Source organism: Paenibacillus psychroresistens (assembly GCF_009728935.1).
Classification (GTDB): domain Bacteria; phylum Bacillota; class Bacilli; order Paenibacillales; family NBRC-103111; genus Paenibacillus_AC; species Paenibacillus_AC psychroresistens.
Genome location: NZ_CP034235.1, coordinates 844124 through 868908, shown reverse-complemented (window position 1 = coordinate 868908; position 24785 = coordinate 844124). Strand labels below are relative to the sequence as shown.

21 protein-coding genes are annotated in these 24785 nt (G+C 42.1%); 2 read left to right on the top strand and 19 right to left on the bottom strand.

The genetic code is table 11. The features are described 5' to 3' along the window. Positions 1-240: 240 nt before the first annotated feature. The gene (locus tag EHS13_RS04085) at positions 241-1059 is read right to left on the bottom strand and encodes a MerR family transcriptional regulator (RefSeq protein ID WP_155699144.1); all 819 of its coding nucleotides are present in this window, start codon (positions 1057-1059) and stop codon (positions 241-243) included. Positions 1060-1085: 26 nt separating this feature from the next. Next, positions 1086-1955 (bottom strand): hypothetical protein, encoded by an 870-nt coding sequence (locus EHS13_RS04080; RefSeq protein ID WP_155699143.1) that lies wholly within the window; start codon positions 1953-1955, stop codon positions 1086-1088. 147 nt (positions 1956-2102) lie between these two features. Between EHS13_RS04080 and EHS13_RS04075 the strand changes: the two genes are divergently transcribed. After that, positions 2103-2642, top strand: a complete 540-nt coding sequence (locus EHS13_RS04075) for a hypothetical protein (protein ID WP_155699142.1) — start codon at positions 2103-2105, stop codon at positions 2640-2642. A 41-nt stretch (positions 2643-2683) separates the two neighbouring features. On the opposite strand, the gene EHS13_RS04070 is transcribed toward EHS13_RS04075, so the two are convergent. From EHS13_RS04070 to EHS13_RS04020, 11 genes are all read right to left on the bottom strand, one after another. Then, a complete protein-coding gene (locus tag EHS13_RS04070; RefSeq protein ID WP_155699141.1) occupies positions 2684-3562 on the bottom strand; it encodes a hypothetical protein in 879 nt (292 codons plus the stop codon). A 79-nt stretch (positions 3563-3641) separates the two neighbouring features. Then, positions 3642-4523 carry a TetR/AcrR family transcriptional regulator gene (locus EHS13_RS04065; RefSeq protein ID WP_162462947.1) on the bottom strand — a complete coding sequence of 294 codons (882 nt, stop codon included), beginning with the start codon at positions 4521-4523 and terminating at the stop codon, positions 3642-3644. Positions 4524-4541: 18 nt separating this feature from the next. After that, entirely contained in the window at positions 4542-7598 is a 3057-nt protein-coding gene (locus EHS13_RS04060; protein ID WP_155699139.1) for an efflux RND transporter permease subunit, read from the bottom strand. 204 nt (positions 7599-7802) lie between these two features. Next, on the bottom strand, positions 7803-8516 hold the full coding sequence (locus EHS13_RS04055) for a cupredoxin domain-containing protein (RefSeq protein WP_155699138.1): 714 nt from the start codon (positions 8514-8516) through the stop codon (positions 7803-7805). Between the two features lie 174 nt (positions 8517-8690). Next, a complete protein-coding gene (locus EHS13_RS04050) occupies positions 8691-8978 on the bottom strand; it encodes a hypothetical protein (protein ID WP_155699137.1) in 288 nt (95 codons plus the stop codon). Between the two features lie 88 nt (positions 8979-9066). Further along, positions 9067-9729 carry a Bax inhibitor-1/YccA family protein gene (locus EHS13_RS04045; RefSeq protein WP_155699136.1) on the bottom strand — a complete coding sequence of 221 codons (663 nt, stop codon included), beginning with the start codon at positions 9727-9729 and terminating at the stop codon, positions 9067-9069. Positions 9730-10240: 511 nt separating this feature from the next. Beyond that, positions 10241-11281: a LacI family DNA-binding transcriptional regulator gene (locus tag EHS13_RS04040; RefSeq protein ID WP_319633416.1), complete on the bottom strand. Its 1041-nt coding sequence runs from the start codon at positions 11279-11281 to the stop codon at positions 10241-10243. A gap of 154 nt (positions 11282-11435) precedes the next feature. Then, on the bottom strand, positions 11436-12830 hold the full coding sequence (locus EHS13_RS04035; RefSeq protein WP_155699135.1) for an ABC transporter substrate-binding protein: 1395 nt from the start codon (positions 12828-12830) through the stop codon (positions 11436-11438). A 59-nt stretch (positions 12831-12889) separates the two neighbouring features. Next, a complete protein-coding gene (locus EHS13_RS04030) occupies positions 12890-13723 on the bottom strand; it encodes a carbohydrate ABC transporter permease (RefSeq protein ID WP_227013778.1) in 834 nt (277 codons plus the stop codon). A gap of 5 nt (positions 13724-13728) precedes the next feature. Continuing rightward, the gene (locus EHS13_RS04025; protein WP_155699134.1) at positions 13729-14616 is read right to left on the bottom strand and encodes a carbohydrate ABC transporter permease; all 888 of its coding nucleotides are present in this window, start codon (positions 14614-14616) and stop codon (positions 13729-13731) included. Positions 14617-14655: 39 nt separating this feature from the next. Then, positions 14656-15750 carry a Gfo/Idh/MocA family protein gene (locus tag EHS13_RS04020; protein WP_155699133.1) on the bottom strand — a complete coding sequence of 365 codons (1095 nt, stop codon included), beginning with the start codon at positions 15748-15750 and terminating at the stop codon, positions 14656-14658. Between the two features lie 843 nt (positions 15751-16593). Between EHS13_RS04020 and EHS13_RS04015 the strand changes: the two genes are divergently transcribed. Then, a complete protein-coding gene (locus tag EHS13_RS04015) occupies positions 16594-18507 on the top strand; it encodes an ADP-ribosylglycohydrolase family protein (RefSeq protein WP_155699132.1) in 1914 nt (637 codons plus the stop codon). 86 nt (positions 18508-18593) lie between these two features. On the opposite strand, the gene EHS13_RS04010 is transcribed toward EHS13_RS04015, so the two are convergent. The 6 genes from EHS13_RS04010 to purM all read right to left on the bottom strand — a co-directional run bounded on the left by EHS13_RS04010 (position 18594) and on the right by purM (position 24749). After that, positions 18594-19523 carry an alpha/beta hydrolase gene (locus EHS13_RS04010; protein WP_155699131.1) on the bottom strand — a complete coding sequence of 310 codons (930 nt, stop codon included), beginning with the start codon at positions 19521-19523 and terminating at the stop codon, positions 18594-18596. Next, positions 19520-19987, bottom strand: a complete 468-nt coding sequence (locus EHS13_RS04005) for a DinB family protein (RefSeq protein WP_155699130.1) — start codon at positions 19985-19987, stop codon at positions 19520-19522. The genes EHS13_RS04010 and EHS13_RS04005 overlap by 4 nt, the downstream gene beginning before the upstream one ends. 30 nt (positions 19988-20017) lie before the next feature. Further along, entirely contained in the window at positions 20018-21277 is a 1260-nt protein-coding gene (gene purD / locus EHS13_RS04000) for a phosphoribosylamine--glycine ligase (RefSeq protein ID WP_155699129.1), read from the bottom strand. A 21-nt stretch (positions 21278-21298) separates the two neighbouring features. Then, positions 21299-22840 (bottom strand): bifunctional phosphoribosylaminoimidazolecarboxamide formyltransferase/IMP cyclohydrolase, encoded by a 1542-nt coding sequence (purH, locus tag EHS13_RS03995; RefSeq protein ID WP_155699128.1) that lies wholly within the window; start codon positions 22838-22840, stop codon positions 21299-21301. 260 nt (positions 22841-23100) lie between these two features. Next, positions 23101-23712, bottom strand: a complete 612-nt coding sequence (gene purN, locus EHS13_RS03990) for a phosphoribosylglycinamide formyltransferase (protein WP_155699127.1) — start codon at positions 23710-23712, stop codon at positions 23101-23103. Beyond that, entirely contained in the window at positions 23709-24749 is a 1041-nt protein-coding gene (gene purM / locus EHS13_RS03985; protein ID WP_155699126.1) for a phosphoribosylformylglycinamidine cyclo-ligase, read from the bottom strand. Before purM ends, purN begins: the two co-directional genes overlap by 4 nt. Positions 24750-24785 lie beyond the last annotated feature (36 nt).

Here is a 24785-nt window from a genome sequence, read left to right as displayed (position 1 = left end):
GATTCCATATCCAACCTGCTGCCAAAACTCAATGTATAAGGAAGAAATTTCGTTATTAACGATATCATTTTCTATATCTGTCCATCAAACTTCCCAAATGAAGGCGAACAGCGAAAGAATTTCGCTATTAACGAACTTCTTTCGCTGTTATCGCCAAAACTTCCTTAGTAGCTGTGGTTTCCGGCTTTTTCTCTATTTTTAGCGAAAATCATGTATCTAATAACGAACTTATTTCCATATTTACTCAATCGGAATATAGATATCGACTTCGGACAGCTCATTATCAACACCAAGGAAACGCTCATCGTAGAACTCAAAATCTACGCCGGCAGCCCGCGTCAATTGATATTGAGGCCAGGTTTGGTGGATTTCTGCAAAAGTATCCGTAATATCATGACCAGGTTCGAATAAAGGTCCCTTATGCGTGAAAACAGCGTATTTTTGTGTAGGAATAATGACTCTAACCATCCCATCCGGCAGTGGCTCATGATTGGACTGAAAGCCCGCAACATAAACGATTGCCTCTCCCTCCATCCCATAGCAAATCCCGTAGCTGAAGGAAGGATTAATTTTCGCTTGAATTTCGTTTTCTCGTAGAATAAATCTTTGCCACATTTGCGGGATACTTTCTGAGCTGGTTTGACTGTTATGCTCCATCCCAACTACACTAAATTGCTCCACTGTTTTTATGGTAAAATTCATTTTAATCTCTCCTTTTATTGTAAATTGCTGCATACGAGCTTCTACTTGATTTAACAGCTGCTGACGGGTACTGATTTCCTCACGCAAGGTTTCCACATGCTCTAGCAGAATAGCATTGATTTTAGCAGCATCAGCCATCGCCCCACTCTCACGTAGCTCACGAATGACCTCCAGCCCCAAGCCAAGCGAACGAAAAAACACAATTTTCCGCAGAAGATCAATTTGCCCTGGCTGATAATAGCGATATTGATTTTCTTGTCCAATCTCTGCCGGCATGAACAACCCGATAGCTTCATAATGATGAAGTGTTTTGGTTGAAATATTGCAAATCCTTGCCATCTGTCCAATCGTGAGCATATCCTGCCTCCTAAGCTATTTTCCGATTAATAGTTGATTCTACCACCTGATTTAACCAGCCATTCGCCAGTCTCCCAATCAGTCAGCTCCGCTTCATTACCTTTATAGTACAAGTCAATCCGGATTAATACATCCTTGCTCCAAGGGGAATCGACCATTACACTTCGAAAAATGTCTTCTAACCCAGGGATAGCATATCCATACGGATGTGGAAAGGCTTCCTCAAGCTCATTTCTCGATAAATCAGTAATCAATGCAAATTGAAGAATAGGCAAGGCGTTATACTCATCATAAACAAGCTCAAATTTTAAAGTCCGAGGTGCAGAGAAATCAGTTATATCAGCCTGAAATTCCTCCTCATTAGCCGGAATAATAAAGGGCCATTCTTCGCCAGGATATCGATAAATATTAGTGATCTGAGAGAGCTTCTGCGTCAGCTCTTCCCACTTGGACTTCTCGAATAGAGGTACCGGAATGTTAACCCCTGAATGATCCATGTCAATAAGATGGCCTTTTAATCGAGCATACAGCGCCGTAATGGAGTGATCATTTGGAACCTCGGATGACTTCAGTACATTGTCTATTGCCTCCGTTTCAGCTAGCTGCTCCCAAGTACCCGCAAGATCAATACCATTTCTAATGGATACACATCCGAATACAGCTTGAATGGGAAGCGAAGTCCCTAAAACGATCTGCGGGTAATTTACGCTAGTTGCGCGAAATGACGTACTGGGTAAGTTTTTTTCTGAAACAGGCATAAAATTAAGCTCTCGGCAATTTGGAATTCCCATTAAAAGTGCGCCGAATGTACGGTTCCATTCCTTCTCATTCTGGTGATCGTTTGGAAAAATAAACGTGATTTCCGTAAGACGCGTCATAGCTAAATTTACATCCATTATCACAGCTCCTCGTTCTTATTATCCTACAGCTTTATCTTAGAACATTGCCCCAAGGGAAGAGTCAAGTGCTTTATTTGTAAGAATCTCTTTGCTTTGATAAAATGAGTAGGCTCACGGAATTATCTATAAGGGGAACTGAAACTAATGTCGAATAATGCAAAAGCTGGATTAATCATTACTGGAATTCTTATCGTGGTCTCAGCCATGGTTTACTTAGTGCTTTATGGGATTAACCGTGAAGACTTAAAAACTGAAATCCCACTTCCATCGGACGAGGCAGCTAGAGCCTACGTTCTGGAACATAAGCTGCTTACCACCGTTGAAGAGATACGTACCGAGCATCCTGGAGGGCCTAATTTTAAATCACTGCAAGGCACGGATGAAGCTGGAAAAGTGAAAATCGTTTGGCTAACAGGGAAAGATACTAAGATTAAAGAACGCGGATCCATCCTGGTTGAGGAAGGCTTGACTAAAGAGTTTATGCTCGCCAAGCTGCTGAAAGAAAAGAATATTAAAGAATCAGATCTCAAAGATATTTTCATCGCTCCCTACGATTATACCTCAGGAAGAATCATTTGGTTTGCTAAAGAGAAGGATATTCGGGGTCATGTATTATCCTATGATTTCAAAACAGGTGAGCTATTGTTCGAGATTTTCCAGGACCCTACGGCGTGGAAGCTGTAAGTTAAAAAGTCGTTCACAGCTTAGAACTGTGAACGACTTTTTTAAGCGAAAAAGCTATATTCACGTGTCCATTCCATTGTTTCACCAGGAGAAAGTAAGATGCTAATAAACATTTCTGGACTTACTACATGAGGCATCCCCCACAAGGCAAGATGATGCAATGGTGCATTCAAAGATTCCTGCATTCCCACCCCACTGGGCTCATGTGTAAGCCTCCAGGTGTTCTGCGATTGAACTGGAAGCTTGTTAAATAGGCAATAAAACTTCCCATCTACCGGGTTGGACCAACGCAATTCATCCCCATCTACTAAGATTCCATTGTCAATAGCAGCCGTGCTTTCACTAACATCAAAAGGCAGCCGCAGTACATACTCTGGGCCCACTGCATTCCCATTCACCAGTACAAAATTATGATTATATTCATCGGTTTCTATTGTTTTATCACCTGAATTATGGAGAATATACTGGATGCTTAAACCATTTTCTTTAATGCTTATCGTCTTTTTAAGTGTACATTCATAGCCTCTGCTATTAAGGGGGCTAACCTCAAAAAAAATGGAGTAATCGCTCTGCTCTACATTCACAACAAATGGTTGAAGGCCATAAGCTCTAAAAAAATTATATCTGGCATCATCCGGCTTCTCTAGCAAACCAACGCCGATTTTCGGGAAATCTTCCCCAATGGCACAATCACTGTACCCCACGGGTGTTAGGTTGCCAAACTCATTACAAAGGCCAAGTCCTCCCGTGCCTTCATTTGGCTGAAGTGACTCGCTGGCCATATAGGTATGTTTTCCGTCCAGGACAACACTTGTAACCCACCCCGTCCAATCAAACCTCGTACCTTGGTAAAACAAACCCGGCTGGGCAATTTCTAAGCGAAGTCGGCTATTTTCTAGAATAATCGGTGAATGTACCAAGCTCAATTCCTCCTAACAATCTATCCATTTACTCGCATCCTTGCCGGGATTTTATCACAAAATCACTGATAATCATTGATCAAGATATATAAGCCTCGAGTTCAATCAAATGTCGCTTCAGCTCTGGAATTTTTAAGCTTTTTAACAAGGCGATCATTCCTTTGACCATGACGACCTGCGGCTCTTTTTTATCCAACTCTGCTTCAAGCACCTGCAAGCTCATGTTAATCTCATCTAGCTCTTCCGGCTTCTTATTCAGCTTCTCTACAACTAGACGAATCGCGTGCAGCTCTTCAGCTAGTGCAGCTTTCGTTGTTCTCCCCGATTTAGGATTACTCGCGAAGAATTTTTCGAATTCTTCTGTATTAAGAATCGGTTTAGTTTGTTTGGCAAGCATTCCATCCACAATGTCATCCAAGCGATCGAGTAGAAATTCCGATACCATCTTGAAATCAAGCTTGATTTGCTCCATGATCACAAAGCCCATATACCCGTTGATCATCGAGATAAAAATAGTCGCCACATCGTAGGAAACGGGTCTGATTTCTTCCCCATATAGCTCAACTATGCATTGTTGATTGCCCGATAATTGCTGTGCTCTTAGTGAAAAGATCAGCTCATGAATTTCCTGATTGACTTCAAAACGTTCCTTCATCAGCACCTTGACGAAATCACTGTGCCCAACGAACTGTTCGTAGCTGTCAATCACCTGCCTAATTAATTTCTCACGCGGAGTTAAGTGAGGATCCTCCATCGTTTCCCAGAACTTAACCACAATCCGTTCAAAATAATACTTGCAAATCGAGACCAGCAAATCCTCCTTAGACTTAAAATAGAAGTATAAGGAGCCCTTAGCGATCCCGAGGGAATCAGCGATCTCCTGAATGGAGGTCGCCTGATAGCCTTTATCGGCAAAGCATTTAATCGCTGCTTCGAGAATTTGTTTCTTTTTATCGTTCAATCGAATTCACCGCCTATTTTAGACCGACTCTTCTTTAATTTTGCTGCGGAATCTAGCTAAGAATTCATAGAAGATCGGAACCATGATTAAGGTTAATAAGGTAGAGCTAATCAAGCCGCCAATTACCGTCACACCTAATCCTTTGGAGATAATTCCGCCTGAGCTCTCGAAGCCTAAAGCTAGTGGAAGCAATGCGCCTACTGTAGCCAAAGCCGTCATAAGAATCGGACGAAGTCTCGTTCCTCCAGCTTCTATTAAAGCTTCACGAACAGATAAGCCTTCTTGCTCCTTGTGCCTTACGCGGTCCAATAGGACAATCGCATTCGTCACGACAATTCCGATGAGCATCAGTGCTCCCATCATTGCTGCAGCACTGATTGTTTCGCCTGCAACATAAAGTCCAAGTAAAGCACCGATTAACATAAACGGCAAGGAGAAAATAATCGCCAACGGAGTAAGTGCCCCGCCAAAAGTGATTACGAGCAATAGATAAACAATAGCTACTGCCGCTGCCATCGCTAATCCAAGCTGCGTAAAGGTTTCCGTGATTTGTTCCGTCACTCCGCCAAAATCAACTTTGATCGACGCCGGAAGCTTGAGCTCATCGACTTTCTTTTGCAGATTGCTTGACGCTTTTGCTACGTCTTTGCTCGTAATATCAGCGGATACACTAACGAACAAGCGACCATCCTTACGAGTTACCGTACTGGCTGAAGTCCCTTCTTTAACCGTTACAAGCTCCTTTAAGGGTACTACTGCCCCAAGCGGCGATTGAATGGTCGCATTCTCAATATCAGCAATGCTTCCATAAACCTTTTGATCAACATTTACATAAACCTGATAGATTTTATCTTCAACCTTCACTTCTGTAAGTGCTGGACGATCCCGCACTGGACTTAACATCATCGCGATTTGTCCGGCTGTCAGTCCGTATTTGCTTAATTTAGCCTGATCCGCCAAAATCGTATATTGCTCATAGGTTTTGGATTGGCTGGTTTCTATTTTCTCAAAAGACTTGTCCTTAGCCATAATCCCTTGAATTTGTTCCACTGCTGGTTTAATTTCTTCCAATGAATCTCCATAAACGGATAAGCTAAGCTTGCTGCCGCCTATGCCGCCTCCAAAATCCATCGGCGCCCATTTGCCAGTTGGTTCAATTTTTCTAAGCTCCTCGATCAGCAAATCACTTTCTTTGGCAAACTCAGGTGTGTCCGTATTATAGAGCACGTAGAATAATGCACCTTTATTCGGGCCGCCTCCACCAAAAGGACTTTGTCCGCCTACCGAATATTGCAAATTCTCGACATTTGCGCGTTTAAGAATGAATTCTTCTGCTTGCATAGCTGTTTTCTTAGTATCCTCTAATAATTTACCAGGGCTTGGACTATAGGTTAGTGCTACATATTTATCCTCTTGGTCTGGCAGAAAGCTGGTTCCAACTACCTTAACCAAGCCTAAACTACTGACCAGAAGCACGATCGCTATAATAAATGTAATAATTTTGTGGCTAAGTGTCCATCTTAAAACTCGACGATAAAAGTTAGCAATTGCACCAGGTGTTTCATCGTGAATTTGACTTGCCTTCAAGCCTTTGCGGAACATCATATGTGCAAGCATCGGTACAACCGTAATTGCAACCAGCAAGGAGGCAATTAATGCGAATACCATGGTTAAAGCAAAGGGAAGGAACAATTGGCCAATTGGACCACTAACCGTACCCAAAGGTAAGAATACTGCGATTGTCACCAAAGTAGAGGAAAGAATCGGCATAAACATTTCACGTGTTGCATCCAAAACGAGCGGCTTGCCACTTAACTTCTCGGAATGCAGCCCCATACGACGGTAATTATTCTCGATTACGACGATCGAATCATCGACTACCCGCCCAATGGCCACGGTCATGGCACCAAGTGTCAAAGTATTCAAGGTAATATTGAATTGCTTCAATAAAAGGACCGCGATTAACAGGGATAAAGGGATGGAGACAATCGAGATAATCGTTGTCCGAATATTTCTTAAGAACAGCATGATGATCAATACGGCGAATAATGCACCGAATAGTGCTTTGGTCAGCATTGTACTGACTGACTCTTCAATCGGCTTGCCTTGATCAAAAATCGTCACTACATCAACGTCTGGATGATTGGTCTTAATCAGCTCGGCTTGCTTCTTAACTGCATTAACTACCGTTACGGTATTGGCATCCGGTGATTTAGTAGCATCTATTCCTACAGAAGGACTGCCGTTAGTTCGTGAAATCGAATCGGCTCTCCCGACTAATTCTACAGTAGCAACCTCTGACAGCTTATACGATGAAATTGTGCCAGGTTTAGGTGAAGAAGTAATTACGATATTCTTCAAGTCATCTAAAGTGGTTATATTGCCATCTACGACAATACTTTTCTCGGAATTCTCCATTTCAAAAAGCCCAAGCGGAACTTTAAGCGCTGATGCTTGCACGATACCTTTGAGGGCAGCTTCAGTGAGACCCATTTCCTTCATTTTTGCTTGATTTAAGGTTAAGGCAACTTCCTTAAATTGTTCACCGGATACATTAACTGTACCTATTCCGGCAATACCCTCTAGATTAGATTTAATTTCTGTATCAATTAATTTGGAGATTTCTTCGAGTGATTGATTTTTCGAGCTAATGCTCAATGAAATAACAGGAAATGCATTCAAGCTCAGCTTGGAAACCTTAGCTGGCTGTGCGCCCTGCGGCAAAGCAAGATCGGAAATCGCTTCCCGCAGCTCCGTCAATGCTTTATCAATGTTCTTACTGTATTTGTAGTTCACTACAATCGAAGAAACATTCTCCATCGAAGTTGAATCTACTACATCCACGCCGTCTAAATTCTTAATTCTCTGCTCCAACGGAATGGAAACCTTATCGGCAACCTCTTGCGGCGCAGCGCCGGGATAGACTGTCGAAATCGTTAGAATCGGCACATCCAAATTCGGCAGCGTTTCTTGCTTCATCGTGACACCTGCATACAAACCAGCAACTGTGATGATAATAGTCATCATCCAAATCGCAAATTTGTTGTTCAAAGAAAACTGAATAATACTTTTCATAGCTCCACTCCTAATGGTTTCTCTAGTGTTGAACGTTGTTCAACTAATGTTTATATAATAGTTGAACAACGTTCAAGTTGCAAGCTAGTCACGAAGTGTTCATACTTCTTGAACTTGTGTTTCCGAGTGGGTTCCTTTTGACCGTTATCCCTTCGGCTCAGGCCAAAAAGACTCCTTGTTAGGGAGTCTCCAGTTGTTGTTTAGCTATTCTACAGTAATCGTCGCTGTCATGAAGGTATGTGGCTCACAATAAACCTCATATACACCCGCTTCAGTGAATTTTTGGGTAAAAGATTCATCCTGCTTTAATAGCTTGCTTTTGAATGAACCATCTTTGGCAGTAATCGTATGCTTGACGTCATCTTTATTCGTGAAGGTTACTTCCGAATTGACAGGTACCTTTATTGAACTAGGGCTATAGGCAAAAGTTTTAATCGTAACTTCGATCGTTTTGCTGGTTACTGCTGGTGCTTTAGTTGGTTCAGGCGTAGCCATCATAGAATGATCCATTGTTGCAGTTGGCTTAGCAGTCGGTTTAGATGTAGGCTTTGGTGTAGGCTTTACAGTTGGTTTAGCCGTTGCTTTCAAAGTTGGCATAGGCGTCATGGGTTCCTTTGTTGGTTCTGCGGTTGGAGCTTCTGTTACCATCTCAACTGGAGCCATTGTTGGCATCATCGAAGGTTCCATGGACATTGTGGGCTCCATTGTTGGCATCATAGTAGGTTCCATCGACGGCTCCATTGTTGGTTCCATTGTCGGAGCCATACTTTCCATTCCTGCCATACTCTCCATTGGAGTGGATTTGCTGGTCATTTGAGCATCTGCATCATCCTTAGAGCTGCAGCCTGCCGCGAGCATTAAACTAGCTGATATCATTGCAATTCCTAGAAACGAGACGATTCTCTTTTGTTTTTTCATGCCAATCTCCTACTTTCCTTTTCTGATTACTTCAAAGCCTCTATAAACTTGAACGTTTTTTATCCTTGGATGGATCACATATACTAATACCAACCTTAATTTAGACAACAAAATTTTAGACAACAAAAAAGCCGCCTGCAGTTAATCTGCAAGCAGCCTTTTATCAGCTTCGGTCTAGATCGCTACATTATCCGAACTCGGACGCCTTAATTCATTAGTTGATTTCAAGCTGTCAATCTTGGCATTCAATTCACTAAATGCGTCATGTGTTCTAGCCATGCTGTCAATTTTGAGATTCAAATCCTTGAATGCTTGCTGTGAAGCACGTGAAACAGAAGATAGCTTCGCCCATACGAGCACCAATATAAGAATAAATACTACGGCAACAGATATGCCTACCCAAACTAATGTGTACGTCCACCAATTATTCATTACCATTATAACATCATCTGTAGTTCCCATTGCAACCAGCTCCTCTTTAATTAAGTTTATTATTAGTTACCTAGTTAATAAACCGTATTAAAGATTTTCAAACATGGCTGTCTGCTGTCTAATCGCGAGAAATTCCGAGAAAACGCAGCAAGTATAAAAACAGATTAATAAAATCAAGATATAGGTTAAGTACGGCTAACGGGATGTCCTCATTCGCTAAACCTTTACGGTATTGAGAGATGTCATAGAGGATAAATCCGGAGAAGATTAATACCCCACCACCTGCAATTAACGTACCCAATGGACCACTAAAACCACCAATAAACAGCCCTACTAAGCCAAACCCAATTAAAGTGAACAGGCCAACCATTAGAAAACCAGCGAGAAAGCTGAAATCTTTTTTTGAATAATAAGCGTAAGTGGATAATCCGCCAAATATAACAACCGTAAGAATAAACGCCGTATTAATTAAAGACGAGCCGCCAACAGTTGAATAATGCGCAAGCGTTGGATAAATAATGACACCCGTCAGAAATGTAAAACTAAACACAAACGCATACCCAATAGCTTTTTTACCTTTTCTAATAAAAAATGCAGAAACAATCATAATAATTTGTACGACCACCAAAGGAAGAAATAAAGCAGGTGGCACAACCGTTCCCACCAAGGTACCAAAAAACGAAATTAGAATCGATAACGTAAACATACGCAGCAGCTTGTGAAAAGATGAGTTGTATTCTCTTGCCAGTCCAATTGTCGACTGTCTTTGGTCATAATCCATTGCCAAATCCCACCTTGCTATTTAATTTACCGTTTGTCCGGTTACTACTATTGTATCATAATCTTCAATAAACATACTTATTTTTAGGGGAATACATATTTAAAATCTTTGAGGTAAAGCTAGGAACAGCACATAAGGAGCGTGATTAAATTGAACGTTGTCCTCTCATATTTGAAAGTCCATTGGCACACCCTATCCTTAATGCTTGGTTCCCTTTTAGCTATCTTCTATGTCTATAAAAATCGCCACAAGTTTTTTAACACTAAGACATACAAACGTCGTTCCAAGCTCTAAAAAAGCTGCTATAGAAACAGTAAAGGGGACCTTTCGGCCCCCTTTACTTATTCGATCTCCGTTAGACGGAGATCACCTCAGGCAAAGTAATCAACAAATCGATCACACTCCTTTCCTTACTAGCTTATCTTGCTTCTTTATTAAAACATTTTCTATATTAGCTCTCAAGTGAAAGAATAGTTATAAAAAAACTTTCGTTTTTATGGAGCCTATCTACTTATATTTTTAATGAGGATTCTCTGGTTTTCAGCTCGAACGGGACCATGATTTTAACAGGTATTGGATATCTGTTTTGAATAACATCGACAATTGTTTTTGCAGCAATATAGCCTATTTCAAATTTCGGAATATGTATCGAAGACAGCGGTGGTGAAGTATATTGGGAGAATTCAATGTTGTCGATGCCAATAAAAGCAATATCCTCAGGGATTCTAAGATTACTCTCTAGGACTGCACGCATAGCAGAAATCGCCATCATATCACTAGCTGCAAACATGGCTGTGGGTCTACTGATCGCTGGGTTCTGCAAAAGCTCCTTCATTAAAGCATAGCTTTTATCCACATCCCAGTTGGCATTCAGAATCCATTCCTGCTTCAGCTCAAGGCCAGCTTCATCCAAGGCGCTTTTGTAGCCTCTAAATCTTTTTTCTTTTTCAATCTTTTGGGAAAGTCCCACACCGCCAATATAGCCAATATCATGATGCCCTTGCTGCAATAAATGAAAAACGGCTTCCTTAGCAGCTGCTAGGCGATCATAGCTTACTTGCGACACGGAATCATCTGCAAAATCCACACCTACAATAAACGGAATGTGTTTTTTGATATATTCGTAGGTTTCATTCTCGATCCCTTCTACGAAAATCAATCCATCAATCTCGCTCTCATACAACACCTTTTGTAAAAAGCTAGGATTCTTAATTTCTTCTCCTGTATGGATAAAGCTCAGGTAATACCCTTGGTCAGCTAAACCCTTCTCAATCCCATCTAAAATAAAGGAGAAGTAAGGGTGGTTATATTTATTCTGTGGGGTTGCAACTATGCAGCCTACTTTTTTGGTCACTTGATTTTCCGCTTTTTTGCCTTTGACCAATTGTCTAGCAATCTTGTTCGGCTCATAACCTAATTTAGCCACGGCATCCCAGATTTTTGTTCGTGTTTCAGGACTTACCGCACGGCTATTGTCATTACTGATGACACGAGAGACTGTAGATATGGATACACCTACGTATTCTGCTACATCCTTTAGTTTCGCCACCATCACTCAATTCCTTTCAACAATTTACAAATTTGCGCCAAACGCTCTCTCTATAGTAATATGCTGAATTTTCAATGTCAAATTTGAATCGATTAGAAAAAAAAGACCAGGAAACGAGCTCGTTTCCCGGTCTTGCAATGCCTTTACTCTGCTAAGCTTATTTCCCGTACAATTCCTTAACTTCCTTGATTGCTTTAACCAAGTCGCCTTTGCCATCTAAAGGCAACGGCATTTTTTGCGGAAGGATTTCCCAAAGCAATTTGTCTTTTCCATCAAAGAATGGTGTTGTAATGGCATATTTCTGTGCATCGATAATCGCTTTTTTGTCAAAAGCAGCATCAATGGCTAGGTAGGCCTCAGCTGCTTTCTTATTAGCTGGAATCGCACTGCCTGATTTAGCTAGTGCATTCTGTCCATCAGGACCGGAAAGCCATGATAATAATGCCCATGCTGCCTTTTCATTCTTGCTGTTAGGGCTCATTACATTTCCAGCAGGCTGAACGACGGTTTGTGTAGTATTAAATTTAGGAGGCAGAATATATTCGAATTTAATGTTAGCTTTCTTAAACTCACCTGCTGACCAGCTTCCTGCAAAGCTCATCGCCACTTTACCTGAAGCTAAGCTTAGGAATGGATCTCCACCCAGGGTCTGGATAGTTGCTGATGATGGGGCAACATGTTCCTTGTCCACCAAACCACGAAAGAACTCTAATGTTTTCATTGCTTCTGGTGAATCTAAGGCAAGTGTTTTATCGTCATTGACTATTTTCGCACCGCTGGAGATTAATTGTGGCTCTAGCACGGAATCAAAATTCGTAACTCCGCTCGCTACTCCCCATTGCACGATATTCTTAGCATCGAACCCAGCTTCTGTCGGGTTTTTGCCGTTTTTATCAAGCGTCATTTTCTTGGCAATTTCCAAGGTTTGATCCCATGTCATTTCACCTGTTGGGAAAGGCGCTTTGGAAGGATTCGTCTTCGGATCTTCAAACAATCCTTTATTATAAGCAAATTCTACGATGTTGGCATCGCGCGGCAGGGAAACTTGTTTGCCTTCAAATTGATGAGCTGCTAAAAGTGCGGGTTCAAAATCGTTAAGATCGAAGTTATTGCTTGCAATCAGATCCGTTAAATCCTTCATTGCGCCAAGCTTGGCATATTTCTCTACATAAGCGAAGCTGATTTTATAAACATCAGGTAAATCCTTGGATGCCGCTTGAGCAGTTAACGATGTCCAATATGTACCCCAGTCCTTACTGATAACCTCAACTTCAACCTTAGGGTATTTCAGATTAAACTCCTTCAAAAGCGCTTTGGCTTGCGTTGTTTCTTCAGCTGTTCCCCATTGAGCGTAGGTTACCTTTCCGGAAATTTCTTCAGCAACAGGAGCTGTCGTTTCTGCTGGCGCCGCTGTTGCATCAGGTGCTACAGTTGCCTCTGTTGTTGGCTTTGTTGATGAAGCCGCCGTTTCTTCCTTTTTCGAACACCCGGATAGAACAATAGTAGCCATTAAAAAAGTACTTAGCATTGAAATTAAGATTCTTTTTTTCAAAGTAAACCCTCCCGATTTTTGAATGATTTTATTAATAATTCCGCTAGCTTCCTGCTCACTCACTTAATACCGGACAAAACCACCCCCTCAACAAAATACCTTTGGGCGAAGAAATAGATAATTCCGATAGGCAGCAATGCTATAAACGACCCAGCAGCTAACATGGGATAATCCCTTGAGGTGTCTCCAAGTATCTTCTGTAAACCAACGCTGAGCGGATAAAGCTTCTCGGATTGAATGAACAGAAACGGTGTAAAAAAATCCTGCCACGAAGCAACAAAGGAAAAAATGAATGCAGTCGTTATAATCGGGCCAGACAATGGCATAATCACGCGGGTATAAATAGTCCAAGAGCTGCCTCCATCCATATAAGTGGCTTCATCCAATTCAATCGGAATCGTCATAAAAAATTGGCGGAATAAGAAAATGAAGTAAGCCGTTCCAAGCAGTGCTGGCATTATTAATGGAAGCCATGTATTGTACCAACCAATGTTGCGATAAAGCACATACAACGGGATCAACGTAACCTGTGACGGAATCATTAATGTGGTCATAAGCACTATAAAAACGGCATTTCTGGAACGAGCTTTGGTTCTCGTAAAGCCAAAAGCGACCAAAGAGCTTGAAAATACCGTCCCCACTCCAACCGTTGTTGAAATCATAAAAGAATTCGCAATCCAGCGCGGCATCTCAGGCATTTGTGTAAAAAGCCTTTGAAAGGCGGAAAAGGTAACCTCGTCTGGAATAAACGTTGTCGGGACCGCATAGGTCTCGGCTTGAGTTTTCAACATTGTCGACATAAGCCACAGCAGCGGACCCATAAAAACCAGTAAACCCAAGATTAAGAATAGGTAGTAAGTGACAGCTGATTGTTTACGAATCTCTGTGTTCAAGATGCTCAGCTCCCCTTTTCCGATTCGTAATAAACCCACTTCTTAGAGGTTTTCAACACGATAATGGTTATGATTAGAATTATTCCGAACAACAGCCACGCTTGAGCCATTGCCGAACCGAATTTGAAGTCTGTAAAAGCAGTGCGATATGTAGTTACCATATAAGTGGTTCCCGAGTAATTCGGTGCTCCTTTGTTATTCAAGAGCAGCGGTTCGGTGAATATTTGGAAGAAATAAATAATTTGAATCACTAGCGCGAAAAGAATAGCGGGTGTTATCATCGGAAGCGTTATGACAAAAAAGGAACGAAAGATACTGGACCCGTCAATTTTGGCTGCTTCGTACAAATGACGCGGCACCCCTTTTAATGCGGCAATGAAGATTAATGCGGTTCCTCCAGCCCCCCATATAACCATAGATAGAATAATCGGCTTGCTGAGGAATTCACTGTCAAACCAGCTCACGCTGTCCAACCCTACCAAATGTAATAGTGAGTTCATTGCACCAGTTTCGTTAAAAATTAATCTCCAGATAATAACGGTTGCAACGGGTGGTACCAGATAAGGCAGGTAATATAAGGTTCTGAATAAGCGAATCCCTCTAACTTCAATATTAAGCAACAGAGCTATCAAAAGCTGAAAGCATATGAGAATAGGATTACCTACTACCACAAAAAATAAGGTATTCTTTAAGCTTTTGATAAAAACCGGATTGTGGAACATTTCCTTATAATTGTCTAATCCAATCCAATTCGCGGTAACCGCGTTATAGTCGGTAAAGCTATAAACCAGAGAAGCAATGGCAGGGCCAACGAATAATAGAAAGAAGCCAACAATCCACGGAAGAATAAATAAATAAAATTTGATCTCTTCTTTAACTTTTGAAGCCCGCATGTCTTCCCACCCCCGATTCATTAGCTCAAATCTACTGTTTTAAACCTCTTCTATCTGGACGTATCTGCCTTCTTTAATGGATCTCTCCGCAGCCAAAGCAATTTTTAGAGAGCTTCTGCCAACCTCTAGGGAAGCAAACGGTTTATCTCCAGTACGAACCGATTTAATGAATTCTGTTCTCTCCCGCAAGCTTCCAATGTGGCCATTCAACACAGAGTCGGATACGGAATCGACTTCGATTCTTTCTATAGAAGAATCTTCTCCTCCATAGATGGAAAGTGTCCTATCATTCTTAGCGATCATTTGCGCACCATTTGTCCCAATAAGTCCAATTTCTAACCCTTCTTCTGTTAAGTTGCGCGGTTTTAAATACATGCACAAACCTAGATTTGCTTTGCTTCCATTCTCATATTCAACCAAAACCCAGGCATGATCGATAATGGTGCTAGTGCTAATGTTTTTTGCAGGATAATGAGTATAGCTGTTCGTAATCATTTGGTCCGTTCCATTTTTAATCACATGCTGGCCGCCTGTTGCAAAAACGCGATAAGGCTTGGAATCAATCATCCAATTGAAAATATCAAAATGATGGCAATCCTTCTCAACCAATGCTCCACCTGATTTCGTTTCGTCATAGAACCAATCTGCTGGTGGAAAAGCCTCGCGATATTCCTTGCACCACATCATAGAAACCTGATCCAAACGTCCACCTTTTAATATTTCAGCCATTTTTCTGTACAGGTTCGAATAACGATAAACCAAGCCGATCTGCACTATTCGCTGACTGCGTTCCGCTGCCTCAATAATGGCATCGCAATCCGCTATATTGTGAGCCACTGGCTTTTCAAGAAAAACATGCTTACCGCTTTCAATAAATGGAATCGCTACTTCACGATGCAAATAATTCGGCACACTAATGACAACAGCATCGATGTCTTCATTATTCAGCAGCTCTCTATAGTCCTTACAAACCTTAGGTGTATTCTTGCGAATATAGGTTAAAGCTCGTTTTACATTATCTTCATTTGGGTCACAAACCCAAGTAATCTCACAATCGGCAATTTGGTCAAAACCACTGCAATGTCCAGCACCCATATCGCCTACGCCTATCATAGCTAATCTTATTTTACTCATCGCATATTACCCTCCGTGTTGTGTTACCCAACTTTGTTTTATTTTTGCCCCAAACGTTATATCTCAATATTAGTGATTTCCACTAATTCTGTCAATGATATTCTGCAAAAAAGATTCATTTGGGCAAATAAACGAGGGATTAATTAAATATTTGGGGCAAAAACAGATAGGATAATACTTAGTTACAATTCAGAGCCACCCAAGTGCTTATGCACTGAAGGTCAACCTTGCATACAGCTTAACACCAGAAAGTAGCTCTACAGCTACTTTCACTCTCTAACGCCAAAAATTGGCTCTATAGCCCCACTCACCAGTTACTTTCACTCTCTAACACCAAAAGCTGGCTCTATAACCCCACTCACCAGTTACTTTCACTCTTTAACGCCAAAAACTGGCTTTATAGCCCCACTCACCAGTTACTTTCACTCTCTAACGCCAAAAACTGGCTCTACAGCCCCACTCACCAGTTACTCAGACTCTGCAATGCTGATTTTCAGCTTTGCACGTAGCTTTCCACAACGGGAAAGTTATCATTTTCTATCCTATAAAAAAAGACCAAGCTACATAACAGAACTTGCCCCAAAAACCACTTTACTGTGTCACGTACGTCAAGTTCTTCGGATTGTCCCAGAATCTAGGTGCCGCCGTTTCTGCCGACCTGTACATAAACTTAATCGTCTGACTTGCAGCAACAGTAGGAAACATTTGATATTAATTTTTGTTTTTCGTTGACGGAAATCGTTTTCCAAATTTCTATAGACTAATCTCGATTTTATTACTATAATGGGCTTGATGAGAGCGCTTTTAGAATTCTAATAAGCAGAGCTTAAGAAAGGATTCCTTATGAAAAAACAAATTAGTTATGAATTGTACTTAGACAAAGTTTACGGCGCTTGGCTAGGGAAGAGCATCGCCGGAACCATCGGTGCACCTTACGAAGGGCGCAAAGAGTTATTCGATTATGATTACGACCCAAAAGCGATTGCCGAAATGCTGCCTAACGATGATCTTGATCTCCAAGTGATTTGGCTGCATGTGCTTGAAACCAAAGGGATTTACTTTACCTCCAATGATTTGGCAGACGCATTTTATCATTTGTATCCTTATAGTCCTGGCGAGTACGCTTATTTCAAGAAAAATTATGAACGCGGCTTAAACCCGCCCTTATCGGGATCATTCAACAATCGCTATTATATCAATGGGATGGGCTGTCCAATTCGTTCCGAAATTTGGGGTTGTATTAGCCCTGGAAATCCACAGCTAGCTGCCGAATATGCGGCTAAAGATGGCGTTCTCGACCATGCAGGCGACTCCGTCTATGCCGAGCAATACTTAGCGGCTTTGGAGGCTATGGCTTTTTTTGAGGATGATCTAGATAAACTAATGCTGGATGCGTTGGTCTATTTACCTGAAGGCACGAAGATCAGAAGACTAGCAGATGACACGATGAAATGGAGCAAAACCACACCCGATTGGCGCAAGGTAAGGGAAATGATTATCCGTGATTATGGTCATCCAGACTGTACGAACTTATATCAAAATATTGGCTTCACGTTCCTATCGCTGATTTATGGTGAAAAGGAATTCCTTAAAACCTCGATGCTTGCTTTAAATTGTGGATTCGATACGGATTGCAGCTGTGCCACTGCCGGCGCCATTCTAGGCATCATTTACGGAGCTACCGATTTGATTGAGCGTTATAATTTCTATGATACCAGCTATAAGCTGGATGCCTTGCTCACTCGCAAATCCAATAAGCTTTTTGATCTGGCAGAAGATACTTGTAGAGCGGGGGTTACGGCTGCAAGAAGAGTTAACACGGATATTGAAATAACAGGTGTCCCAGATTCCTTAGGTGAAGTCCCCTCTGTTGAGCCAACTCCTCGTCTGAATATTTTGATTGACTATCTGGGCATTCCTGTCATTGGTTTGAATGAAACCAAGACATTGTCTATCCAGCTTACTAATGAAACAAATGGAGATATTTTTGAAAAGGTTCATGTGCTTTTACCTGAAGGATGGACTACAGATTGGCAAGAGGAAAGTATCTTTTTGCGGAAATATGAATCGATTTCCAAAAATATAAGCATTTCTATCCCCACTGACCTCTCGATACTATCTGAGAAGAATACAATCACTGTTGAGTGTGGCTGCTACCAAGAGAAATTCGGCTTAAATGGCGCTCAGATTTGGCGTGTATTCGGTCCTTATTGGGATAATTATCTGGAGCTTCCGCCAACTGAACTAGGGGAATGGTACTATCCACATATCAAAGCGGAAACCGAAGACTTAACAACCGATTTAGTCAGACAATTCCACCTCAATACGAAAGCAGATTTAAATAAAGCTTATTTACAGGAGCCTGAATTTACCGAAGATGCTCTTCATAATGTAGTTAACATCTCTGAAGACTTATTCAGTGTTTCCGATATGATTGGCTTCCAAGGTCCTTGTGTGGTATATGCCGAGCGTTTAATTTATTCCAAGGAAGATCAAGAAGTTAGCTTAATCATAGGTCATTCGGATGCTTATAAGCTATGGTTAAACGGAGAGCTTCTTAGTGAAGCGGATCAAGTGGATTGGTGGACCGCAGAAAATCGCCATCTGACTCATCTCCAATTAAAAAAAGGACAGAACCGTCTCCTATTGAAATGTCATCGACACGGTAAAGACGCTCAATATAGCCTAATTTTCACCCAACTCGGCAAAAGCTTCCCTAAACACATTACGGATTTGGGATCTTATAGTCAGTTTTAATGATTAAATCTGGTTCAAGGCGCTATTGGGCTGCTTCGATGCGGTCGAGCACGAAAAAGGAGCTACTAATTTAGGGGCTCCTTCATTTATTCGAGCTTGCTTTCAAGCCAGTTTATCAGATCTTGAGTGACTTCGTCTCGTTTAATTTCATTAAACATTTCGTGACGACCACCCTCATAGAAGCGGTAGGTAATGTCCTGCAACCCAAGCTCCTCATACGTACGGATCAAGGCCATGACACCCTTGGTCTTATGTCCAACTGGATCCAAAGAGCCTGAAAGGAAATAGATGGGGAGATCTTTTGGAATTCGCCGCAATGCTTGAACCTGATAGATCTCTTGCAAAAAAACAAAAAAGTCACGAAAATAAGAAGCTGTAAATAAGGTACCACAATAAGGATCTACGATGTACTTGTTAACCTCATTCTCATCTCTGCTTAACCAATCAAAAGGAGTACGCAGTGGTTTGAACTCATTGTTATAGCTGCCAAAAACCAAGAAATTAATTATTTTACTCTTATGTCGCTCTCCGTAAAGCTTTGCAATGATTTTTGCCAAGAAGATGCCTGGCTTGATCGCGACTCCTGGATCACCGTTTGTTCCCGAAAGAACTATACCCTGAATCTCTTCAGCATATTTTTGCATATACCCCTGGGTCAAAAAGGAGCCCATGCTATGGCCTAATAGAAATATAGGTAAGTCAGGATGAGAAGACTTAATAATTTGCGTTAAATGTGCCATATCCTGCAGCATGCCATGAAAGCCGGTTGGTCCTATGTATCCAACATCCTCAAAAGTTGGTGCCGTTTTACCATGACCTTTATGATCATTAGCATACACGGCATAGCCACTAATTGTTAATTCAGATGCCAGTCTTTCATATCTCACCGCTGTCTCTCCCATACCAGGCGCAATCTGCACAATTGCTTTAACTGGCATACCTTCGGCAGGCAACCATCTATATACATAAATGCTAGCCCCATCGGCATCTTGAAACGTAAAGGGGAGGCTGATCATGCGGTTTTTGCTTCAATTGCTCTTCTGAGCCCCATCATATAACCAAGATGTATACCCTCATGGTAAAAGCTGTAACCAATAGATTCTTCCAAGGTCTCATAATGTAAAAAAGGGACAGCCAGCTTGTCAGCCAATTTACCCGAAATAAAGATTTGCAGGCGCTCTGTTTGCTCTCTTAATTCTTGCAACAAAAGCTCAACGGCAGGCGGTTGACCTTGCCAATCGGCAGGCTTTGTCCCTGGACCAAACCATGCGGTATATTCTTCAGGCAAGCTGATTTTCTCACCCATTAAGCGCAAGGTTAATCGATCCTGAACAAGCAGAATATGCCCTACATGCCATTGAATAGTATTATTAAAATTAGCCGGCATTACTTCGAAAATGGTTGAATCTATGGCTTCAATCCATTTCAATGTTCTCGAACGAACTAATCCCATGTGACTAAAAACCTGCTCCTCCGTCATCGCCTAACCTCCATATTTATGAATTTATGATTATACCAGAGCTTTCATTGCTATATCTGTTCGATACTGCTTACCCTCAAAATAAATTCGTTCCGCATCGCGATAAGCTTGCTCTCTCGCTTCTTTAATCGTCGTTCCTCGACCAACAACTCCCAACACACGACCTCCATTGGTAACCAATTGTCCATCTTTTAGAGCTGTTCCTGCATGAAAGACTAGTGACTCTTCTACATCATTCAATCCTGTGATTGGCAGGTTCTTTGGATACGTACCCGGGTATCCGTCCGAAGCAAGAATTACGCAAACTGCTGCCTCGTTACTCCACTGTATATCCATTTCCTCTAACCGACCATTTACCGTAGCTAGGAAAATATCTAACAAGTCCGTTTCCAAACGAGGTAATATCACCTGTGTTTCCGGATCACCAAAGCGCGCATTAAACTCAATCGTTTTAGTTCCTGTTGCTGTAAGTATCAAGCCTGCATACAGGACTCCGCGGAAGGGTCTGCCTTCTTTAACCATCGCTTCTGCAGTTGGTTTAAGAATAGTTGCAATAGCCTCATCAATTATAGATTGTGGAATATGCGGCAATGGAGAATAGGTTCCCATCCCGCCTGTATTTGGCCCCAAATCATTATCAAAAATCGGCTTATGATCCTGAGATGGTGTCATCGGTCGCACAACATTACCATCGACAAAAGCGAGTAAGGACATTTCTTGTCCTTGTAGGAATTCTTCAATAACAACCTGAGTTCCTGCTGTTCCAAAAACTTTATCGACCATAATGTCTTTTAATGCCTTTTCAGCTTCTTCTAACGAGTGAGCTACAATAACTCCTTTACCAGCAGCCAAGCCATCCGCTTTAATTACAATCGGTGCCCCTTGCTTATGGAGATAGGCAATTGCCTCATCATAATTCTCAAACGTTTCATAGGCAGCTGTCGGAATGTTATATTTTTTGAGGAGATTTTTTGTGAATACCTTGCTGCCTTCAATAATTGCAGCATTCTTACGCGGTCCGTAAACGAGAATATTCTTCGCTTCTAGAAAATCAACAATACCTGCAGCTAAAGGATCATCCGGTCCAACTACCACAAAATTGATGTCGTTTTCCAAGACGAATTGACTAATTTCTTCAAACTGATCTTCTAGAATATCTACGCATTCAGCAATACTAGCAATTCCACCATTACCTGGAGCACAGAAAATTTCTTTGACTTTATCACTCTTTTTTAACGACCAGATGATAGCATGCTCTCTTCCGCCTCGACCAATAACAAGTATTCGCATAGGATCTCCTTTCAAATTAAATTAGTGTTTAAAATGACGTACGCCGGTCATAACCATAACCATACCATTTGCGTTAGCTGCTTTAATAGAATCCTCATCTTTAATCGAGCCACCAGGCTGGATAACGGCTGTTATGCCTGCCTTAGCTGCTAATTCTACTGTATCGCCCATCGGGAAGAATGCATCGGAAGCCAGTACGGAGCCTTTGGCTTTATCGCCCGCTTGTTCAATGGCAATCTTCGCTGCGCCTACTCGGTTCATTTGCCCCGCGCCTACACCAACCGTCATATCATCTGCAACAAGTACTATTGCATTCGATTTAACATGTTTAACTACCTTCCAAGCAAACAACAGCTGTTTCAGTTCAGCTTCCGTTGGCTGACGTTCAGAAACTATTTTTAGATCATTCTCGCTCAATTGGTATGCATCGCTTTCCTGAACCAACATACCCCCATCGACAGTGGTAATCACCATTTGGGATTTATTTTCTGCGGTTGAGCTGCTTAATTTAAGTAAGCGAATATTTTTCTTCTTTTGGAGAATTTCAAGAGCTCCATCTGTGTAATCTGGCGCTATGATGATTTCAAGGAAAATCTCAGATAGAAGCTGCGCGGTTTCTTCACTGATTGTCCGGTTAGCTGCAATAATTCCTCCAAAAATAGAAGTAGGATCAGCCGCATAAGCCTTTTGAAAAGCTTCATGAATGTTGGCGCCAATCCCGACTCCACATGGATTCATATGTTTAACAGCTACAACAGCAGGTTCGCTAAATTCTTTGACGATTTGCAGCGCTGTGTTGGCATCGTTGATGTTATTGTAGGAAAGCTCTTTGCCGTGAAGCTGCTCAGCAGTCGTAATATTACCTTGGTCTGCTAAAGGCTTGCGATAAAAAGCTGCTTTTTGATGAGGGTTTTCGCCATAACGCAGATCTTGAACTTTTTCATAGGTTACTGTATATTTTTCAGGCATTGGCTCGCCCATTTGCTTGGAAAGATAGTCGCCAATTAGCGCATCGTAAGCACCCGTATGACGGAAAACTTTGGCTGCTAGTTGCTTGCGAGTTTCTAGAGTCGTATCTTGGGAAGCACGAATTTCTTCTAAAACTCTCGCATAGTCGGATGCATCTACAACTACGGTTACGAAAGCATGATTCTTCGCTGCTGAGCGCAGCATGGTTGGGCCGCCAATGTCGATGTTCTCAATGGCATCTTCATAGGAAACATTTGGCTTAGCAATCGTTGCTGCAAAAGGATACAAATTCACGACCACAAGATCAATGTAATCCAAGTTTAGTTTTTCCATTTGCTCTACATGCTCGGGGTCATTGCGAACTGCTAGCAATCCACTATGTACGGCAGGGTGCAAAGTCTTCACACGCCCATCGAGAATCTCGGGGAAGCCTGTCACTTCGGAAATTCCTATTACGGGAACGCCTTTTTCCTTCAACAAGCTTTGTGTACCGCCTGTCGAAATTACTTCTACTCCTAATTTAGCCAGCTCTGCGGCAAATTCGACTATGCCTGTTTTATCGGATACGCTGATTAATGCTCTTTTTATAGTCACAGTGTTCCTCCTTCTAAGTTTTGGATTGAAATTAAACCTTCAAAAACATTAAAACTTAGCCGTTCCGAATCTACATATCAGTTCCAGCCACTCTTGAAATTGCATCCTTTTTTATTGGAATAAAACAGGTGGTAAGGATGCAATATTCAAAGGCGGCACGTAAACTTTCCACTAGACATGTAAATCCTCCACTATCCGTTTTAACTTTTCCACATAATTAATTCACATAAACTTTTCTTTCGTCTACAAAAACCTAAACACTACTCAACAAAAACTTTTCTTCCGTCTAGACGGACCCGGCCAGCGCGGATTAGGGCGATGACTTGGGGATAGAGCATGTGCTCAAGGGCATGGATCCGTTCAGCGAGTGTCGCTTCCGTGTCGTCGGATGTTACGTCTACAGACATTTGGGCGATTACGGGTCCGGAATCTAGGCCGCCGTCGACGAAATGCACGGTTACACCGGTTAATTTTACGCCGTATTCGAAAGCTTGACCGATCCCGTTTATACCTGGGAAGGCAGGGAGCAAGGATGGATGGATATTGATAATTCTTCCATAGTATGGCTTAACAAGTGTATCTGTAATCAGGCGCATATAGCCTGCCATGATGATTAGATCGATTTGGCGAGCTTCGAGCTCCGCGATGATTTCGGCTTCATATATCTCGCGCGATGCGTAATCTTTGGGGCGAAAAACAAATGTGCTAACGCCTGCTAAATTTGCACGCTCTACCACGGGTGCTTGCGGCCGGTCACAAACAAGAAGCTCGACGATCACATCGAGCTTACCGGATGCCACGGCATCCACAATTGCTTGAAAATTGGTGCCGCTACCCGAGGCAAACACGGCAATGCGAAACGGCTGCGTCATACTACAGCTCCGTTAAATGTTACAATACGATCCCCAGCTGTTACTTGTCCAATCCGATATACGTTTTCTCCAAGCTCGCCAGCAATGCGCTCCGCTTCGTCTGCAAATCCTGCAGCAACGACAACTACCATGCCAATCCCCATATTAAAGGTACGGAACATATCATTGTTCGTGATTTGACCAGCTGCTTGCATCAATTGAAAGATCGGTAGAATCGGCCATGAACCATACTCGATATGGGCATTTACGCCTTCTGGAAGAACACGCGGGATGTTCTCAAGAAAACCGCCGCCCGTAATATGTGCCATGCCTTTAACTTTTACTTTTTCTATCAAAGCTAGAACCGACTTAACATATATTTTCGTAGGCTCAAGAATTACATCTCCAAGCTTACCGCCCAGCTCATCAAAATGCTGCTGTAAAGTGTAACCCTTATCCTCTAGTAAAAGCTTACGAACAAGTGAGAAGCCATTGCTGTGGATACCGCTTGATCCTAGTCCAAGAATCACATCACCTGGTGCAATCGTTGAACCATCGATGATTTTCTTCTTATCTACGATCCCTACTGTAAAGCCAGCAATATCGTATTCGCCACTGTGATACATCCCCGGCATTTCTGCTGTTTCTCCACCAATTAAAGCACAGCCTGCTTGAACGCAGCCATCGGAAATCCCTTTGACAATCGCTTCGATTTTCTCAGGAATGACTTGACCGCAAGCTAGGTAATCCAAGAAAAATAGCGGCTCTGCACCCTGAACAATAATATCGTTAACGCACATTGCTACTGCATCTATTCCGATCGTATCATGCTTATCCATCGCAAAAGCGATCTTCAGCTTCGTGCCAACACCATCTGTACCTGAGACCAGAACAGGCTCATCATATTTATCCTTGTTCAGCCCGAACAAAGCGCCGAAGCCACCTAAATCCGTGAGTACCTCTGGACGGAACGTCCGTTTCACGTGTTTTTTCATCCGTTCGACCGCTTCGTTGCCTGCGGCTATATCGACACCGGCTTGTTTGTAAGCTTCTGACACCGTTCAACACCCCTTTATTTTGGCAATACATATCTA

Coding starts and splice junctions, on each gene's coding strand:
- EHS13_RS04085 (WP_155699144.1), bottom strand. CDS start 1,059: ATGCTCACGATTGGACAGATGGCAAGGATTTGCAATATTTCAACCAAA.
- EHS13_RS04080 (WP_155699143.1), bottom strand. CDS start 1,955: ATGGATGTAAATTTAGCTATGACGCGTCTTACGGAAATCACGTTTATT.
- EHS13_RS04075 (WP_155699142.1), top strand. CDS start 2,103: ATGTCGAATAATGCAAAAGCTGGATTAATCATTACTGGAATTCTTATC.
- EHS13_RS04060 (WP_155699139.1), bottom strand. CDS start 7,598: ATGAAAAGTATTATTCAGTTTTCTTTGAACAACAAATTTGCGATTTGG.
- EHS13_RS04055 (WP_155699138.1), bottom strand. CDS start 8,516: ATGAAAAAACAAAAGAGAATCGTCTCGTTTCTAGGAATTGCAATGATA.
- EHS13_RS04050 (WP_155699137.1), bottom strand. CDS start 8,978: ATGGGAACTACAGATGATGTTATAATGGTAATGAATAATTGGTGGACG.
- EHS13_RS04045 (WP_155699136.1), bottom strand. CDS start 9,729: ATGGATTATGACCAAAGACAGTCGACAATTGGACTGGCAAGAGAATAC.
- EHS13_RS04040 (WP_319633416.1), bottom strand. CDS start 11,281: ATGGTGGCGAAACTAAAGGATGTAGCAGAATACGTAGGTGTATCCATA.
- EHS13_RS04025 (WP_155699134.1), bottom strand. CDS start 14,616: ATGCGGGCTTCAAAAGTTAAAGAAGAGATCAAATTTTATTTATTTATT.
- EHS13_RS04020 (WP_155699133.1), bottom strand. CDS start 15,750: ATGAGTAAAATAAGATTAGCTATGATAGGCGTAGGCGATATGGGTGCT.
- EHS13_RS04015 (WP_155699132.1), top strand. CDS start 16,594: ATGAAAAAACAAATTAGTTATGAATTGTACTTAGACAAAGTTTACGGC.
- EHS13_RS04010 (WP_155699131.1), bottom strand. CDS start 19,523: ATGATCAGCCTCCCCTTTACGTTTCAAGATGCCGATGGGGCTAGCATT.
- EHS13_RS04005 (WP_155699130.1), bottom strand. CDS start 19,987: ATGACGGAGGAGCAGGTTTTTAGTCACATGGGATTAGTTCGTTCGAGA.
- purD (WP_155699129.1), bottom strand. CDS start 21,277: ATGCGAATACTTGTTATTGGTCGAGGCGGAAGAGAGCATGCTATCATC.
- purN (WP_155699127.1), bottom strand. CDS start 23,712: ATGACGCAGCCGTTTCGCATTGCCGTGTTTGCCTCGGGTAGCGGCACC.